Below are 16,341 nucleotides of genomic sequence, written 5' to 3'. Positions count from 1 at the left end.
GCGGAGAGGAAACCTCTTCGCCCGTGCCAGTAATTACCCGTTCAAAGGGCGATTATTTTTTATCTTTTACTTCTTCAAACTCAGCGTCGACAACGTCGTCATCTTTCGCGTTGTTTGCAGAAGCGTCAGCGGAGCCAGCCTGCTGCTGCGCATGTTGCTGCTGAGCGATTTCCATCAGTTTCTGGGAAACCTGCGCCAGTTCCTGCATTTTCGCTTCGATAGCGGCTTTATCTTCGCCTTTCAGGGCAGTTTCCAGCGCGTTCAGCGCAGACTCGATAGCGGTTTTGTCATCAGCCGGCAGTTTATCGCCTGCTTCTTCAACCTGCTTACGGGTGCTGTGCAGCAGATGGTCGCCCTGGTTACGGGTCTGAACCAGCTCTTCGAACTTACGGTCGGATTCAGCGTTCGCTTCTGCATCGCGAACCATTTTCTGAATTTCTTCCTCGTTCAGACCAGAAGACGCCTTGATAGTGATCTTCTGCTCTTTACCGCTATTTTTATCTTTCGCGGAGACGTGCAGGATACCGTCAGCATCGATATCGAAGGTGACTTCGATCTGCGGCATACCGCGCGGCGCCGGGTTGATGCCATCCAGGTTGAACTGACCCAGAGATTTGTTATCAGACGCACGTTTACGCTCACCCTGCAGCACATGGATGGTTACCGCAGACTGGTTGTCTTCCGCAGTAGAGAACACCTGGCTGTGCTTGGTCGGGATGGTGGTGTTTTTGGTGATAAGCGGAGTCATCACGCCACCCATCGTTTCGATACCCAGAGACAGCGGGGTAACGTCCAGCAGCAGTACGTCTTTCACATCACCGGTCAACACGCCGCCCTGTACCGCTGCGCCGATAGCCACAGCTTCGTCCGGGTTAACGTCTTTACGCGGCTCTTTACCAAAGAATTCAGCCACTTTTTTCTGCACCATTGGCATACGGGTCTGACCGCCGACGAGGATCACGTCGTTGATATCAGACACGGACAGGCCAGCGTCCTGCAGTGCGACTTTCAGCGGCTCGATAGAACGGTTCACCAGATCTTCAACCAGGCTTTCCAGTTTTGCACGAGTCACTTTGATGTTCATGTGTTTCGGACCGGTGGCATCTGCGGTAATGTACGGCAGGTTCACGTCGGTCTGCTGCGCAGAAGACAGCTCGATTTTGGCTTTTTCTGCGGCTTCTTTCAGGCGCTGCATGGCCAGCGGATCGTTACGCAGGTCAATGCCCTGATCTTTCTTAAACTCGTCAACGAGGTAGTTGATCAGGCGGGTATCGAAGTCTTCACCACCCAGGTGGGTATCACCGTTGGTTGCCAGAACTTCAAAGGTTTTTTCGCCATCAACTTCGTCGATTTCGATAATAGAGATATCGAAAGTACCACCACCGAGGTCGTAAACCGCGATAGTACGGTTGCCGACTTCTTTATCCAGACCGTAAGCCAGCGCTGCGGCAGTCGGTTCGTTGATGATACGTTTAACTTCCAGCCCCGCGATACGACCAGCATCTTTGGTAGCCTGACGCTGCGCATCGTTAAAGTAAGCCGGTACGGTGATAACCGCTTCAGTTACCGGTTCGCCCAGATAATCTTCAGCCGTTTTCTTCATTTTCTTCAGCACTTCGGCAGAAATCTGCGGCGGCGCCATTTTCTGACCTTTCACATCAAGCCATGCGTCGCCGTTGTCGGCGCCGATGATTTTGTACGGCATGATAGAAACGTCACGTTGAACTTCTTCGTCCTGGAAGCGGCGGCCAATCAGGCGTTTAATCGCAAACAGGGTGTTTTGCGGGTTTGTCACTGCCTGACGTTTAGCCGGCTGACCAACCAGAGTTTCACCATCCTGGGTATAAGCAATGATAGAAGGCGTAGTGCGATCGCCCTCGGCGTTCTCCAGCACGCGTGCCTGCGTTCCATCCATAATCGCTACACAAGAGTTGGTAGTACCCAGGTCGATACCAATAATTTTACCCATCTAAACGTCTCCACTAAAAATTCGGTCATCATGTGGTTGTGAATCTGTAATAAGGGCGAAACGTGCGGTTTCAACTACCCTGAATCGTTTTTTTTCAGACTCACCACTGCGGTTGACTACAAGATGGGGTCGTAACCCACGTCATCAAGGGGGAGATGAAAAAATTTTTTAGTGACGAGAGGGCGCGATGGAAAACCAGACAAACAAACATTCATGAAATAAATTAAACAACGAATACTATTCACAGAAAAATTGTAATAAAAAGAAAAGATTACAAAACTGAATCGTTGTCATGAGCAGAGTATGATAGACGGTAATTGCTTATTGAACCCGTCAAAGAGAAATTCCATGCGATCTGTGTTAACGATTTCCGCCGGCCTGCTTTTCGGCCTGGCGTTAAGTAGCGTCGCGCACGCGAACGACCATAAAATACTGGGTGTTATTGCCATGCCCAGAAATGAAACGAACGATCTCGCGCTAAAAATTCCCGTCTGCCGCATCGTGAAGCGCATTCAACTCACGGCGGATCACGGCGACATCGAACTTAGCGGCGCATCCGTCTATTTTAAAACTGCGCGTAGCGCCAGCCAAAGCCTGAACGTCCCTTCCTCAATCAAAGAAGGCCAGACGACAGGCTGGATCAATATTAATAGCGATAACGACAACAAACGCTGCGTATCAAAGATTACCTTCTCAGGCCATACGGTAAATTCTTCCGATATGGCGAGACTTAAAGTCATTGGCGACGATTAATCGCTGTTATTTCTATTCCAAAAGCCAGACTGAAAATGAACGTCACTTATTTACACGACGAGGATTTAGACTTTCTTCAGCATTGTAGCGAAGAACAACTCGCCGATTTCGCCCGTTTGCTGACGCATAACGAAAAGGGCAAGGCTCGCTTGTCAAGCGTCCTTAGTCATAACGAGCTGTTCAAAGCGATGGAAGGTCACCCGGAGCAACACCGCCGTAACTGGCAGCTCATTGCCGGCGAGTTTCAGCATTACGGCGGCGACAGTATCGCCAACAAATTGCGCGGGCACGGAAAACAGTACCGCGCGATTCTGCTGGATGTCGCAAAACGGCTAAAACTCAAAGCAGATAAAAGCATGTCGACGTTTGAAATAGAACAGCAACTGCTGGAGCATTTTTTACGTCATACCTGGCAGAAGATGGACGCGGCGCATAAGCAGGAATTTCTGCAAGCCGTAGACGCCAAAGTTTCTGAACTGGAAGAACTGCTGCCGCTGCTCATGAAAGATCGCAGTCTGGCAAAAGGGGTCTCCCACCTGCTTTCCACCCAGCTTACCCGCATTTTGCGTACCCATGCCGCAATGAGCATCCTGGGCCACGGATTGCTGCGCGGCGCAGGTCTTGGCGGCCCGGTCGGCGCGGCGTTAAACGGCGTCAAAGCGATGAGCGGCAGCGCGTATCGCGTGACTATTCCGGCAGTGTTGCAAATAGCCTGCCTGCGACGAATGATGGCAGCCGTTCAGGCGTGAATGCCCTCACTGGGGGAAATATTTTCTTTTCCCCCTTATTAGATCATAGACAGTCCTCTTCCCCCTGATTATTATGCCGCGCCCCGAATACGGAACTCGTTATTCTGGGAAACTATTTCACCATTCAATTATGATGATTTTGAGGAATTATGGGCAACACTAAGTTGGCTAATCCGGCACCGCTGGGCCTGATGGGCTTCGGCATGACCACCATTCTGCTTAACCTGCACAATGCCGGTTTTTTCGCCCTGGACGGTATTATTCTGGCGATGGGGATTTTCTACGGCGGTATCGCGCAAATTTTTGCCGGTCTGCTGGAGTACAAAAAAGGCAATACCTTTGGTTTAACGGCCTTTACCTCTTACGGTTCGTTCTGGCTGACGCTGGTCGCTATCCTGCTGATGCCGAAAATGGGCCTGACGGATGCGCCTGACGCTCAGCTACTCGGCGCTTATTTAGGTCTGTGGGGCGTGTTCACGCTGTTTATGTTCTTCGGTACGCTGAAAGCCGCCCGCGCGCTGCAATTTGTTTTCCTGAGCCTGACCGTACTGTTCGCTCTGCTGGCGGTCGGCAATATCACCGGTAACGAAGCCATTATCCATATCGCAGGCTGGGTTGGTCTGGTTTGCGGCGCCAGCGCTATTTATCTGGCGATGGGTGAAGTGCTAAACGAGCAATTTGGCCGCACTATTCTGCCAATCGGCGAGGCGCACTAAATCTCTTTTATTCCTCCCGCACCGGGAGGAATAACCCTACTATCAGTATCTCCCGGTCAGGACGACATATTCTCACGTCTGGCGCTCTTTGGACGGAAAGCGGCAACCACTTCCGGCGCGGTTTCGACATACGGCCCGTCAAGCAGCTGTATGCAATACGGCACGCTCGCAAAAATGCCCGGCACGCTAACGCTGCCATCGTCCGCTTTTACGCCTTCCAGCGTTTCTTTGATCGATTTTGGCTGTCCAGGCAGATTAAGAATTAACGCCTGTTTACGGATAACGCCCACCTGGCGGGAAAGAATGGCGGTCGGCACAAAGCGCAGGCTGATCTGGCGCATCTGTTCGCCAAAACCTGGCATTTCACGGTCGGCGATGGCAAGGGTCGCGTCCGGCGTGACGTCGCGACGCGCCGGACCGGTACCGCCAGTGGTCAGCACCAGATGACAGCTCATCTCATCAACCAGTTCACACAACGTTTGCTCGATAATTTCCTGTTCATCAGGAATTAAGCGCCGCTGGACCTCGAAAGGCGTGGTCAGCGCAGAAGCGAGCCACTCCTCAAGCGCAGGAATGCCTTTATCCTGGTAAACGCCGCTTGAAGCGCGGTCGGAGATAGAAACTAAGCCAATACGTAAGGTATCCATGATTATTCCGTTTAAACAGTCTCGTTAAACAGAATGATACACTGCGAAGGGAAGGACAGACAGGTTTCAGAAGAGGTAGCGTGACCCATATCAGGGCCACGCGTTAATGATTACAGCAGATCGCCGATCATTTTTTCCAGTTTTTCCTGGTCTACCGCAAACTTACGGATACCATCCGCCAGTTTGTCCACCGCCATGGGGTCCTGGTGATGCTGCCACAGGAACTCGGCTTCGGTAATGCGTTCCGGGCGCGCTTTGACTTCGCCGGAGAAAGAGAGCTTACGCTCAATCGCCCCTTCGCTTTCCGCCAGTTCTTTCAGCAATGCCGGTGCGATAGTCAGGCGGTCGCAGCCCGCCAGCTCCAGAATTTCGCCTACGTTACGGAAGCTTGCGCCCATAACGACGGTTTCGTAACCATGCTGTTTGTAGTACTCGTAGATTTCCGTTACGGAAACCACGCCCGGATCTTCAGCTGGCGCATAGTCTTTCTTGTCGGTATTGGCTTTATACCAGTCAAGAATACGACCTACGAACGGCGAGATCAGGTAGACGCCCGCTTCGGCGCACGCACGCGCCTGCGCGAAGGAGAACAGCAGCGTCAGGTTACAGTTGATGCCTTCTTTTTCCAGCTGTTCGGCTGCGCGAATGCCCTGCCAGGTGGACGCCAGCTTGATCAGGATACGATCGTTGCTGATACCCGCATCATTGTAGAGTTTAATGATACGTTTTGCTTTGGCGATAGACGCTTCAGTGTCATAAGACAGACGCGCGTCAACTTCGGTAGAAATACGCCCCGGCACCAGCTTCAGGATTTCCAGGCCAATATTCACCGCCAGCTTATCGGTCGCGTCAACAACCTGCTGCGCGCGGTCGCTGCTCTGCTGCTTCGCCCAGGCGACAGCATCGTCAATCAGCTTACGATATTCCGGGATTTGCGCTGCGTTAAGAATGAGAGAAGGGTTAGTTGTAGCATCCTGCGGCTGGTACAGCTTCATTGCCGCGATATCTCCGGTATCAGCCACTACGGTGGTGAACTGACGAAGGGAGGTCAATTTGTCCGTCATGATAGAGTTTCTCTTTAAACAGCTTGTTAGGGGATGTAACCGGTCTACCCTGATGATAACACGACGCACTCACAGCGCAACCGCCTACATGCACCTGGCTGCCCTTGTGCACTGTTTGCGTATCTGCCGACGGTTGATGCGCAATTAAAGGATACCGCCGTATTTATGGTAAACTGCCGTTAATATTAGTCTGACAAGGTCATCTACATCATGGGTCACGCTTATACAGGATCATCAAAGCGTGACGGCATCAACAAGAGGGACGTTAATGCCTGAGTTTTTCAGTTTTATTAACGAAATACTCTGGGGCTCGGTAATGATTTACCTGCTGCTCGGCGCAGGATGTTGGTTTACCTGGCGTACCGGATTCATTCAATTTCGTTATATTCGCCAATTTAGCCGCAGTCTGAAAGGCAGCTTTAGCCCGCAGCCAGGCGGCCTGACGTCATTTCAGGCGCTGTGTACCAGCCTCGCGGCGCGGATTGGCAGCGGTAATCTGGCCGGCGTGGCGCTGGCTATCGCCGCAGGCGGTCCCGGCGCGGTATTCTGGATGTGGGTCTCGGCCATCATTGGCATGGCGACCTCCTTCGCCGAGTGTTCGCTTGCCCAGCTTTATAAAGAACGTGACCCGACAGGCCAGTTCCGCGGCGGCCCGGCGTGGTATATGGCGCGCGGGCTGGGAATGCGCTGGATGGGCGTGGTTTTCGCCCTCTTTCTGCTCGTCGCCTACGGGTTGATTTTTAATAGCGTGCAGGCGAATGCCGTCTCACGCGCGCTCCATTTCGCCTTCAACATTCCGCCGCTTATCTCCGGCATTGCTCTGGCGTTCTGTGCCCTGTTAATTATCATCCGCGGCATAAAAGGCGTCGCCCGCCTGATGCAATGGCTGATTCCCCTCATCGCGTTATTGTGGGTCGCCGGCAGCGTATTCATTTGCCTCTGGCATATTGAGCAAATGCCTGGCGTTATCGCCTCGATAGTCAAAAGCGCATTTGGCTGGCAGGAAGCCGCGGCAGGCGCAGCCGGATATACGCTCACCCAGGCTATTACCAGCGGTTTTCAGCGTGGGATGTTCTCTAATGAAGCGGGAATGGGGTCAACGCCTAATGCGGCCGCAGCGGCAACGTCGTATCCCCCTCACCCTGTCGCGCAGGGGATTGTGCAAATGATTGGCGTATTCAGCGACACCATTATCATCTGTACCGCCAGCGCGATGATTATCCTGCTGGCGGGGAATCACGCGTCCCATTCGTCAACAGAAGGCATTCAGCTTCTCCAACATGCAATGGTTTCGTTGACCGGTGAATGGGGCGCCAGTTTTGTCGCGCTTATCGTCATTCTGTTCGCGTTCAGTTCTATCGTCGCCAACTATATTTACGCCGAGAACAATCTGTTTTTTCTGCGGTTACATAACGCAAAGGCCATCTGGCTATTACGCCTTGCGACGCTTGGCATGGTCATCGCCGGTACGCTCATCAGTTTTCCGCTGATATGGCAGCTCGCTGACATGATCATGGCCTGTATGGCTATTACCAATCTGACGGCGATTTTGTTGCTCTCACCGGTGGTGTATACCCTCGCCGGCGATTATCTGCGACAACGGAAACTGGGCGTAAGACCGCAGTTCGATCCGCGGCGCTTCCCGGATATCGAACCACAACTGGCGCCAGATACCTGGGATGCGGCATCGCGCGATTAAGCCGACAATCGCAACCATCGGTCAACTCTGCGGCGTTTTTTTGCTAAAGTCGCAGAAAATTCCCTGCAAGGACTGGATATGCTGATTCTGATTTCACCTGCAAAAACGCTTGATTATCAAAGCCCGCTGGCCACGACCCGCTATACCCAGCCGGAGCTATTGGATCACAGCCAGCAGCTTATTCAACAGGCCCGCCAGCTTTCGGCGCCGCAAATTTCCAGGCTGATGGGAATTAGCGACAAACTGGCGGATCTCAACGCCACGCGTTTTCATGACTGGCAGCCTCATTTTACGCCGGATAATGCACGCCAGGCGATTCTGGCGTTCAAAGGCGATGTTTATACTGGCCTACAGGCGGAAACGTTCAACGACGCGGATTTTGATTTTGCTCAACAACATCTGCGTATGCTCTCTGGCTTGTATGGCGTATTGCGCCCGCTGGATTTAATGCAGCCTTATCGTCTGGAGATGGGGATTCGCCTGGAGAATCCGCGCGGCAAAGATCTTTATCAATTCTGGGGCGATATCATTACCGATAAGCTCAACGAAGCGCTTGAAGCGCAGGGCGATCGGGTGGTAGTGAATCTGGCCTCCGAGGAATATTTTAAATCGGTGAAGCCGAAGAAACTGAATGCCGAACTGATTAAGCCCGTGTTCCTTGATGAGAAAAACGGCAAGTTTAAGGTGGTAAGCTTCTACGCCAAAAAAGCGCGCGGACTGATGAGCCGTTTTATTATTGAAAACCGCTTAACGAAGCCGGAACAGCTTACCGCGTTTGACCGTGAAGGGTATTTCTTTGATGAAGAAACCTCCACACAAGACGAGCTGGTCTTTAAACGCTACGAGCAGTAACGACATCGCCGGATGGCGGTTACGCCTTATCCGGCCTACAAATCGGCGCCACCCCATAGGCCCGGTAAGCGACAGCGCCACCGGGCGCAATGGTTACTGGCGGGTCATCATTAGCTTACGCAGGGCGGCAAAATCCGCAGGCAGATGATGTGAAAGCAGCGGCAGATCGGCGCGTTCGGCGAGCGCTTCAGGCAAGGCCAGCGTTTCTCCCAGAATGGACTCCACGCTTTCTTTAAACTTCGCCGGATGCGCCGTTCCGAGAAACAAGCCATACTCGCCAGGGTTTAACTGGTCGCGTAATGCCCGATACGCTACCGCCGCATGAGGTTCCGAGATATAACCTTTCGCTTTCAGCTCGCGCATCGTCTGTTGTGTCGTAGAATCATCCACCGCCGCATAGCCCAGCTCAGTCAGACGCCAGATTTTACGGCGGAATAGCTCCTCCACGCGCGGCCAGTTATTCGGCTGGCTGACATCCATCGCATTCGACAGGGTCGCCTGCGTCGCTTTCGGCGCCCACTTCCCGTCATGCAGAAAACGCGGCACCGTGTCGTTGACGTTGGTGGCGGCGATAAAACGTTTCACCGGTAGGCCTAACGACTTCGCCAGCAGCCCTGCCGTCAAATCGCCAAAGTTGCCGCTGGGGACGGAGATCACCAGTTGGTTACGCGCCCCCTGCGGCAGTTGCGCCACGGCTTCAAAGTAGTAGCAAATTTGCGCCAACAGGCGGCTGATATTAATCGAATTAGCCGAATTCAGCCCCAGCGCCGTTTTCAGATCTTCGTCATCAAATGCCTGTTTCACCAGCGCCTGGCAAGCGTCAAAATCGCCGTCGATCGCCACGGTTTCAATGTTGCCGCCCAGCGTACAGAACAGTTTTTCCTGCAACGGACTGATTTTACCGCGCGGGTAGAGAATGACGACCCGCACATTTTCCAGGCCATAGAACGCGTGAGCCACCGCCGCGCCGGTATCGCCTGACGTTGCGGTCAGAATCGTCACCGGTTTGTCGCCGCTGATATGCGTCAGCATTTGCGCCATAAAACGCCCGCCGAAGTCTTTAAAGGCCAGCGTCGGACCATGGAACAGCTCCAGGCAGCCGACATCGCTTTCTACCTGCGCTACCGGCGCCGGGAACGCAAACGCCGCGCGGACGCGCTCCTCCAGAATTTGCTGCGGTATTTCATCGCCAATAAATGCCGAGAGGATCTTTGCGCTACGGCTGACAAAGTCCTGGTTGAGCATCTCATCAATTTCCGTCAGGCTAAACTCCGGCAGATCGTGCGGAAAAAAAAGTCCCTGCTGTTTGCCCAGTCCTTGCGTGACGGCCTGCGCAAAGCTGACCTGCTCATTATGGTCTTTCAGATTATAGAGTTTCATTGATTATCCCACTACTCGTGCGCCCGCCGTATCCAGCCGGCAAATATGAACGAAGCCTTCCTGATTTTGCAGATAATGTTTGCTCAGCCAGTCCGCGACGCGCTGCGCCGTCTCAGGTTTATCGCATAGCGCAAACAGCGTCGGCCCCGACCCGGAAATCCCGCTCGCCAGCGCGCCGATCTCCGATACCGCCTGCCGCGCCTGGCTAAAGCCCGGCAGTAAACGCGCGCGGTATGGTTCGGCAATAACATCTTTCATCAGCGCGGCGGCAAGCTGCGGCTGCCGCGAGTAACAGGCGTGAATAAAACCGGCCAGATGCCGTCCATGCGCAATGCAATCCTGACGGCGATACTGCGCAGGCAAAATGGCCCGTGCTTCTGCGGTGGAAACTTTAATGCCCGGATAAGCCAGTACCCATAGCCACTCATCAAAACCCGGCACCTGCTGACTAATAATGCCGTTTTCTTCAATCATCAGCTGCATACCGCCAAGAAAGCACGGCGCGACGTTATCGTAATGGATGCTGCCGGAGATACGGCCTTCCAGCTCGCCCATCAGCGCCAACAGACGCGTGTCGTTTAACGGTTTGCCGCAGTGCTCATTCATCGCGACCAGCGCGGCGACGACGGAACAGGCGCTGGACCCTAACCCGGAACCAATCGGCATATTTTTTTCCAGCGTCATCGCCACCGGGATGGTTTTCCCCAATGCCTGGCAAAAACGTTCCCAGCACTGATAAACAATATTTTCACGCGGCTCCGGCGGCAGTTTATCGGCAAATCGCCCCAGGTTATGCAGACGGAAATGGTTCGCTGCTTCAACGGATACCACATCGCCCAGCAACGTGCCGTCAACGGGTGTGACGGCTGCGCCCAACACGTCGAAACCGACGCTCATGTTCGCGCTGGAAGCCGGGGCATACACTTTCACCATGTTAAACTCCTAACTTCCATGAGAGGGTCCGTAACAGATCGGCAAACACGCCCGCCGCCGTCACATCATTGCCTGCGCCGTAGCCGCGCAGCACCAACGGCAAGGGCTGATAATAGTGGCTGTAGAACGCCAGCGCGTTTTCACCGTTTTTCACTTTGAAGAGCGGATCGTTACCATCAACTTCGGCAATCTTCACGCGGCACACGCCATCCTCTTCGATATTGCCCACATAGCGCAATACCTTACCTTCATCACGAGCTTTCGCCACACGGGCGGCAAACGCGTCGTCAAGCTGCGGCAGATGCGCCATAAAGGCGGTCACATCGCCGGAGGCGTCAAACTCGTCCGGCAACACCGGTTCAATCACAATATCGGAAAGCTCCAGCTCGCGGCCCGTCTCGCGGGCGAGGATCAACAGTTTCCGCGCCACATCCATACCGGAAAGATCGTCGCGCGGATCGGGTTCGGTATAGCCCATCTCGCGCGCCAGGGCGGTCGCCTGTGAGAGACTCATCCCCTCTTCCAGTTTACCGAAAATAAAAGAGAGCGACCCGGAAAGAATGCCGGAAAATTTTTGCAGTTCATCACCCGCATTCAGCAGGTTTTGCAGGTTTTCGATTACCGGCAAACCGGCGCCGACGTTGGTGTCATACAAGAATTTGCGCCGTGATTGCGCGGCGGCGAAACGTAGCTGATGGTAGTAGTCCATCGACGAGGTGTTCGCTTTCTTATTCGGCGTCACCACATGGAATCCTTCACGCAGGAAGTCAGCATACTGGTCGGCCACCGCCTGACTGGAGGTGCAATCAACAATCACCGGATTGAGTAGATGATATTCTTTCACCAGGCGAATTAAGCGTCCCAGATTGAACGGCGCGTTCGCTTGCGCCAGTTCCGCCTGCCAGTTGTCCAGATTCAGGCCATGCACATTGGTTAGCAACGCCTTTGAGTTCGCCACGCCGCACACGCGTAGATCGATGTGCTTGTTCTTCAGCCGGGTTTGCTGACGTTTAAGCTGTTCCAGTAGCGCGCCGCCGACGCCGCCGACGCCAATGACAAACACTTCAATCACCTGATCGGTATTGAACAGCATCTGGTGCGTTACCCGCACGCCGGTGGTGGCATCGTCGTTATTCACCACCACAGAAATGGAACGCTCAGAAGATCCCTGAGCGATCGCCACGATATTGATATTGGCCCGCGCCAGCGCGGCGAAGAATTTCGCTGAAATGCCGCGTAACGTGCGCATACCGTCGCCGACAACAGAGATAATCGCCAACCGCTCCGTAACCGCCAGCGGCTCCAGCAGCCCCTCTTTCAGCTCCAGATAGAACTCATCCTGCATCGCACGGCGGGCACGCGCGCAGTCACTCTGCGGCACACAGAAACTGATGCTGTACTCAGAGGAGGACTGGGTAATGAGCACCACCGAGATCCCGGCGCGAGACATGGCGGCGAAAACACGCGCCGCCATCCCAATCATCCCTTTCATTCCCGGGCCGGAGACGCTAAACATCGCCATATTGTTAAGGTTAGAGATCCCTTTGACCGGCAGATTATCATCGTCGCTGGACGCGCCGATCAGCGTTCCTGGCGCCTGCGGATTACCGGTATTTTTAATCAGACAGGGGATCTGGAACTGGGCGATGGGCGTAATGGTGCGAGGGTGAAGAACTTTGGCGCCGAAGTAAGAGAGTTCCATCGCTTCCTGGTAGGACATCGATTTCAGCAGCCTGGCGTCCGGCACCTGGCGCGGGTCACAGGTATACACGCCATCGACGTCAGTCCAGATTTCACAGCAGTCAGCGCGTAAACAGGCGGCCAGCACGGCGGCGGAATAGTCGGAACCATTACGGCCCAGCACCACCAGTTCACCCTTTTCATTACCGGCGGTAAAGCCCGCCATCAGGATCATGTGATCGGCCGGGATCTGGCTGGCGGCGATACGGCGAGTCGATTCCGCGATATCGACGGTAGATTCAAGGTAATGGCCCACCGCCAACAGTTTTTCTACCGGATCGATCACCGTGACACGATGCCCACGCGCCTCCAGAAGTCCCGCCATAATCGCGATCGACATTTTTTCGCCACGGCAAATCAGCGCGGCGTTGATGCTATCCGGGCACTGACCCAGCAGGCTGATACCATGCAAAACATGTTTGATCTGAGCGAATTCTTGTTCGACAACCATTTTCAACCGTGCAAGCGGGAATCCCGGCTGCGCGCTGGCAAGTCCTGCGAGCAGGTCAGAAAAAATACGTTCGGCATCGCTGATATTCGGCAAAGCATCCTGGCCGCCGATAGTTTTTTCAATCATCGCCACCAGATGGTTGGTAATTTTCGCGGGGGCGGAAAGTACGGTCGCTACCTGCCCTTGCCTAGCATTGCTTTCCAGAATATCGGCAACACGCAGAAAACGTTCTGCATTTGCCACTGATGTACCGCCGAACTTCAACACTCGCATGGTTGTTACCTCGTGATCTCTGGTCGAAAAAAAAGCCCGCACTGTTCAGGTGCGGGCTTTTTTCTGTGTTTCCTGTACGCGTCAGCCCGCACCGTTACCTGTGGTAATGGTGATGGTGGTAATGGTGGTGGTGCTGATGCGGTTCATGGATGTTGTGTACTCTGTCATTTTTATTTGTCTGTCTTGTATTCCTATATTGGTTAAAGTATCTGCCCGCCTAAGTCAATAAATTTTTAAATTGATCACATTCCGAAACTTGTTCATGTGCTGCTGGCGATATATTTATTTTCAACCAATTCCCCCTGTCATGATCTCTTGCAACCAGACGTAATCTCTTATTATTTTAAAAATTACAGCACGTTATTTTGTTAGTTTTTTTTCAATATCATGGACCAAACGGTGCAACATTACCGTATCTCGCTGTCCCAGCAGGCCGATTCGCTGTTGTAGCCAGTCGGTTAATTTGTGGTCATCGGCCGCCTCCAGAGTCGTTAGCAGGCGTAAAAGGCGCGCGCGTAACGCCTGTAACTGCGATTCATCAGCAATATCAACGGATTCTGTGGTCTGTTGCATTAAACCTGCTAATTGATAGCAATACACCATGACCGCCTGACCCAGATTGAGCGAAGGGTAATCCGCCGCCATCGGCACGCCGGTCAATACATCCGCCAGCGCCAGCTCGTCATTGGTCAAACCGGAATCCTCACGGCCAAAAACCAGCGCGGCATGACGCATCCAGCGTGATTTTTCCTGTAATAAGGGAACCAGTTCAGCGGGCGAAGCGTAGTAATGAAATTTTGCCCGGCTGCAGGCTGTCGTCGCGACGGTAAAATCCACATCGTGGAGCGCGTCGGCAAGGGTGCGAAAAACCTCAATATTATCAATAATATCTCCAGATCCATGTGCGACCCAACGGGTGGCGGGCTCCAGGTGCGCCTGGCTGTCGACAATACGCAGGTCAGTAAATCCCATGGTCTTCATAGCCCGGGCGGCTGCGCCGATATTTTCCGCTCTGGCGGGAGCGACAAGAACGATTGTTACACGCATTTCATTACTCTTTTTGACTAATTTACAGGAAATTAGCTGGCGTTTGTAAGCATATTACGCTTCGCAAATTTACAAAATTTTAACGGATATCACTGAAAAAGCATTTTTGATTTCGTAAAAGACGCTACACTATTGCGTATCTGTACTATTGCTGTTTATGTTAACAGAACATCGTTATCCTGCTGTTTATTTAGGATAATTTAATTTAAAATAGATCCTGTTCTTTGTATTCATCACATTTATTAGTTGGCTTACGTAACTAGTTGGAATATTGCAAATTTGTGATAAAAGCTAGCATTTAGCTACGATGATTTCATCAAACTGTTAACGTGCTACAATTGAACTTGATATATGTCAACGAAGCGTAGTTTTATTAGGTGTCCGGTACGTCTTAGCCTGTTATGTTGCTGTTAAAATGGTTAGGATGACAGCCGTTTTTGACACTGTCGGGTCCAGAGGGAAAGTACCCACGACCAAGCTAATGATGTTGTTGACGTTGATGGAAAGTGCATCAAGAACGCAATTACGTACTTTAGTCATGTTACGCCGATCATGTTAATTTGCGACATGCATCAGGCAGGTCAGGGACTTTTGTACTTCCTGTTTCGATTTAGTTGGCAATTTAGGTAGCAAACATGCAGACCCCGCACATTCTTATCGTTGAAGACGAGTTGGTAACACGCAACACGTTGAAAAGTATTTTCGAAGCGGAAGGCTATGATGTATTCGAAGCGACAGATGGCGCGGAAATGCATCAGATCCTCTCTGAATATGACATCAACCTGGTGATCATGGATATCAATCTGCCAGGGAAAAACGGTCTCCTGTTAGCGCGTGAACTGCGTGAACAGGCTAACGTTGCGCTGATGTTCCTGACGGGCCGCGATAACGAAGTCGACAAAATTCTCGGCCTCGAAATCGGCGCGGATGATTACATCACCAAACCGTTTAACCCACGCGAATTGACCATCCGTGCCCGCAACCTGCTGTCCCGTACCATGAACCTGGGTACCGTCAGCGAAGAGCGTCGTAGCGTTGAAAGCTACAAGTTCAACGGTTGGGAACTGGATATCAACAGTCGTTCACTGATCGGCCCGGACGGCGAGCAGTATAAACTACCGCGCAGCGAGTTCCGCGCGATGCTTCACTTCTGCGAAAACCCTGGCAAAATTCAGTCGCGCGCAGAGCTGTTGAAGAAAATGACCGGCCGCGAGCTGAAGCCGCATGACCGTACTGTTGACGTTACCATTCGTCGTATTCGTAAGCATTTCGAATCCACGCCGGATACGCCGGAAATCATCGCCACCATTCACGGCGAAGGTTATCGCTTCTGCGGCGACCTGCAGGATTAATTCGGCCCAGGCGCCAAACCGTAAAAACAGCCGGTAAGTTATTCTTACTGGCTGTTTCTTATGTCCCCCTTCCGCTAAGCGGCCTCGCTTTCCCTCCTGACCTGCCGTTATGACGTACTCTTTTACATAAAAATTGTCGTATAGCGCTGTTTATCTCAGCTTGCGAAAGTTAAGGTAGTTTGTGTATTTACATTAAAGAGTAATACACGGGATTTGTTAGTCCCCAAAAAATAAGGGGATGCTCACAGGACGTGAGGTTTCAAAGGATGAAAAAATCACCATTATGCTGCTACCTGTTTTGTGCAGCGATGTCAGCTTCATCAGCCGCGCTGGCTGCTACCGCGCCGGTCTCCGCAGGCGTTATTCATTTCAAAGGCCAGATTGTCGAATATGGTTGTAATCTTGCGCCTCACGATCGCAATATCGAGGTATCATGTTTGCGGAATAATATCCCCCATTTGCAGACAGTCGCCACACCGTCTGGAAACGCTATTTCGTTGATGAATGGAATCGCCACGGTACGGCACGTGTCGTTAAAAGATCATCCGGAGATTCAAAGCCTGATCGTCCAGTACCGCTAACCGCTTATGGCTCCCGCCGGGAGGAGTTCCGGCAGGCGGCGATTTCGCTCAGTAAAACGCCGCCTGCCTGCATTTTGTACTTTTCTCTCATTCGTATCCTCCAATAGCGATGTTCATCGCTTCGCTATCCTGTAC

Annotated in this window: 16 protein-coding genes and 1 other annotated feature; of the genes, 7 read left to right on the top strand and 9 right to left on the bottom strand. The window is 52.7% G+C overall.

Translation table 11 applies throughout. The features are described from left to right. Window positions 1–52: 52 nt before the first annotated feature. Window positions 53–1,969, bottom strand: coding sequence for a molecular chaperone DnaK (gene dnaK, locus N7E69_RS11985; protein ID WP_000516125.1), 1,917 nt, complete (start codon window positions 1,967–1,969; stop codon window positions 53–55). 348 nt (window positions 1,970–2,317) lie between these two features. Here dnaK and N7E69_RS11980 point away from each other — a divergent pair, with 348 nt between their 5' ends. The 3 genes from N7E69_RS11980 to satP all read left to right on the top strand — a co-directional run bounded on the left by N7E69_RS11980 (window position 2,318) and on the right by satP (window position 4,187). Further along, window positions 2,318–2,722, top strand: coding sequence for a DUF2541 family protein (locus N7E69_RS11980; protein ID WP_001258084.1), 405 nt, complete (start codon window positions 2,318–2,320; stop codon window positions 2,720–2,722). Window positions 2,723–2,757: 35 nt separating this feature from the next. Continuing rightward, complete coding sequence (gene msyB, locus N7E69_RS11975) at window positions 2,758–3,471, top strand: acidic protein MsyB (RefSeq protein WP_001103477.1); 714 nt, start codon at window positions 2,758–2,760, stop codon at window positions 3,469–3,471. A 149-nt stretch (window positions 3,472–3,620) separates the two neighbouring features. Next, window positions 3,621–4,187: an acetate uptake transporter gene (satP, locus tag N7E69_RS11970; RefSeq protein ID WP_000528525.1), complete on the top strand. Its 567-nt coding sequence runs from the start codon at window positions 3,621–3,623 to the stop codon at window positions 4,185–4,187. Between the two features lie 56 nt (window positions 4,188–4,243). Here the strand turns inward: satP and mog are convergent, their stop codons facing one another. Further along, the gene (gene mog / locus N7E69_RS11965) at window positions 4,244–4,834 is read right to left on the bottom strand and encodes a molybdopterin adenylyltransferase (protein WP_000380373.1); all 591 of its coding nucleotides are present in this window, start codon (window positions 4,832–4,834) and stop codon (window positions 4,244–4,246) included. A 110-nt stretch (window positions 4,835–4,944) separates the two neighbouring features. Next, window positions 4,945–5,898, bottom strand: a complete 954-nt coding sequence (tal, locus tag N7E69_RS11960; RefSeq protein WP_000130175.1) for a transaldolase — start codon at window positions 5,896–5,898, stop codon at window positions 4,945–4,947. 268 nt (window positions 5,899–6,166) lie between these two features. On the opposite strand from tal, the gene N7E69_RS11955 reads away from it, so the two are divergent. Both N7E69_RS11955 and yaaA read left to right on the top strand, forming a co-directional pair. Beyond that, complete coding sequence (locus N7E69_RS11955) at window positions 6,167–7,597, top strand: alanine/glycine:cation symporter family protein (RefSeq protein WP_001113807.1); 1,431 nt, start codon at window positions 6,167–6,169, stop codon at window positions 7,595–7,597. Between the two features lie 78 nt (window positions 7,598–7,675). After that, the gene (gene yaaA / locus N7E69_RS11950; RefSeq protein WP_000906175.1) at window positions 7,676–8,449 is read left to right on the top strand and encodes a peroxide stress protein YaaA; all 774 of its coding nucleotides are present in this window, start codon (window positions 7,676–7,678) and stop codon (window positions 8,447–8,449) included. 93 nt (window positions 8,450–8,542) lie between these two features. On the opposite strand, the gene thrC is transcribed toward yaaA, so the two are convergent. From thrC to yjjY, 6 genes are all read right to left on the bottom strand, one after another. Then, window positions 8,543–9,829 (bottom strand): threonine synthase, encoded by a 1,287-nt coding sequence (gene thrC, locus N7E69_RS11945; RefSeq protein ID WP_000781099.1) that lies wholly within the window; start codon window positions 9,827–9,829, stop codon window positions 8,543–8,545. 3 nt (window positions 9,830–9,832) lie between these two features. After that, window positions 9,833–10,762, bottom strand: coding sequence for a homoserine kinase (thrB, locus tag N7E69_RS11940; protein ID WP_000241691.1), 930 nt, complete (start codon window positions 10,760–10,762; stop codon window positions 9,833–9,835). Between the two features lies 1 nt (window position 10,763). Next, a complete protein-coding gene (gene thrA / locus N7E69_RS11935) occupies window positions 10,764–13,226 on the bottom strand; it encodes a bifunctional aspartate kinase/homoserine dehydrogenase I (RefSeq protein WP_001264674.1) in 2,463 nt (820 codons plus the stop codon). Window positions 13,227–13,251: 25 nt separating this feature from the next. Next, window positions 13,252–13,372, bottom strand: a sequence feature (Thr leader region). Then, window positions 13,308–13,373 (bottom strand): thr operon leader peptide, encoded by a 66-nt coding sequence (gene thrL, locus N7E69_RS11930; RefSeq protein ID WP_001575544.1) that lies wholly within the window; start codon window positions 13,371–13,373, stop codon window positions 13,308–13,310. Its footprint overlaps the feature before it by 65 nt. Before the next feature lie 213 nt (window positions 13,374–13,586). Beyond that, window positions 13,587–14,273 (bottom strand): tRNA/rRNA methyltransferase, encoded by a 687-nt coding sequence (locus N7E69_RS11925; protein WP_001266779.1) that lies wholly within the window; start codon window positions 14,271–14,273, stop codon window positions 13,587–13,589. Between the two features lie 399 nt (window positions 14,274–14,672). Next, window positions 14,673–14,813, bottom strand: a complete 141-nt coding sequence (gene yjjY, locus N7E69_RS11920) for a protein YjjY (protein ID WP_001541509.1) — start codon at window positions 14,811–14,813, stop codon at window positions 14,673–14,675. Between the two features lie 95 nt (window positions 14,814–14,908). On the opposite strand from yjjY, the gene arcA reads away from it, so the two are divergent. Both arcA and N7E69_RS11910 read left to right on the top strand, forming a co-directional pair. Beyond that, on the top strand, window positions 14,909–15,625 hold the full coding sequence (gene arcA, locus N7E69_RS11915; RefSeq protein WP_001194359.1) for a two-component system response regulator ArcA: 717 nt from the start codon (window positions 14,909–14,911) through the stop codon (window positions 15,623–15,625). 266 nt (window positions 15,626–15,891) lie between these two features. Then, window positions 15,892–16,206 (top strand): hypothetical protein, encoded by a 315-nt coding sequence (locus tag N7E69_RS11910; protein ID WP_000749515.1) that lies wholly within the window; start codon window positions 15,892–15,894, stop codon window positions 16,204–16,206. Window positions 16,207–16,341 lie beyond the last annotated feature (135 nt).

The sequence above is a fragment of the Salmonella sp. 3C genome (assembly GCF_025426275.1).
GTDB lineage: Bacteria > Pseudomonadota > Gammaproteobacteria > Enterobacterales > Enterobacteriaceae > Salmonella > Salmonella enterica.
Note: the sequence above shows the minus strand (reverse complement) of the source record. Positions and strands in the feature narration are given on the sequence as shown.

Excerpts from the sequence above, each read along its gene's own strand:
- dnaK (WP_000516125.1), bottom strand. The coding sequence starts at position 1,969 with ATGGGTAAAATTATTGGTATCGACCTGGGTACTACCAACTCTTGTGTA.
- N7E69_RS11980 (WP_001258084.1), top strand. The coding sequence starts at position 2,318 with ATGCGATCTGTGTTAACGATTTCCGCCGGCCTGCTTTTCGGCCTGGCG.
- msyB (WP_001103477.1), top strand. The coding sequence starts at position 2,758 with ATGAACGTCACTTATTTACACGACGAGGATTTAGACTTTCTTCAGCAT.
- satP (WP_000528525.1), top strand. The coding sequence starts at position 3,621 with ATGGGCAACACTAAGTTGGCTAATCCGGCACCGCTGGGCCTGATGGGC.
- mog (WP_000380373.1), bottom strand. The coding sequence starts at position 4,834 with ATGGATACCTTACGTATTGGCTTAGTTTCTATCTCCGACCGCGCTTCA.
- tal (WP_000130175.1), bottom strand. The coding sequence starts at position 5,898 with ATGACGGACAAATTGACCTCCCTTCGTCAGTTCACCACCGTAGTGGCT.
- N7E69_RS11955 (WP_001113807.1), top strand. The coding sequence starts at position 6,167 with ATGCCTGAGTTTTTCAGTTTTATTAACGAAATACTCTGGGGCTCGGTA.
- yaaA (WP_000906175.1), top strand. The coding sequence starts at position 7,676 with ATGCTGATTCTGATTTCACCTGCAAAAACGCTTGATTATCAAAGCCCG.
- thrC (WP_000781099.1), bottom strand. The coding sequence starts at position 9,829 with ATGAAACTCTATAATCTGAAAGACCATAATGAGCAGGTCAGCTTTGCG.
- thrB (WP_000241691.1), bottom strand. The coding sequence starts at position 10,762 with ATGGTGAAAGTGTATGCCCCGGCTTCCAGCGCGAACATGAGCGTCGGT.
- thrA (WP_001264674.1), bottom strand. The coding sequence starts at position 13,226 with ATGCGAGTGTTGAAGTTCGGCGGTACATCAGTGGCAAATGCAGAACGT.
- N7E69_RS11925 (WP_001266779.1), bottom strand. The coding sequence starts at position 14,273 with ATGCGTGTAACAATCGTTCTTGTCGCTCCCGCCAGAGCGGAAAATATC.
- yjjY (WP_001541509.1), bottom strand. The coding sequence starts at position 14,813 with ATGACTAAAGTACGTAATTGCGTTCTTGATGCACTTTCCATCAACGTC.
- arcA (WP_001194359.1), top strand. The coding sequence starts at position 14,909 with ATGCAGACCCCGCACATTCTTATCGTTGAAGACGAGTTGGTAACACGC.
- N7E69_RS11910 (WP_000749515.1), top strand. The coding sequence starts at position 15,892 with ATGAAAAAATCACCATTATGCTGCTACCTGTTTTGTGCAGCGATGTCA.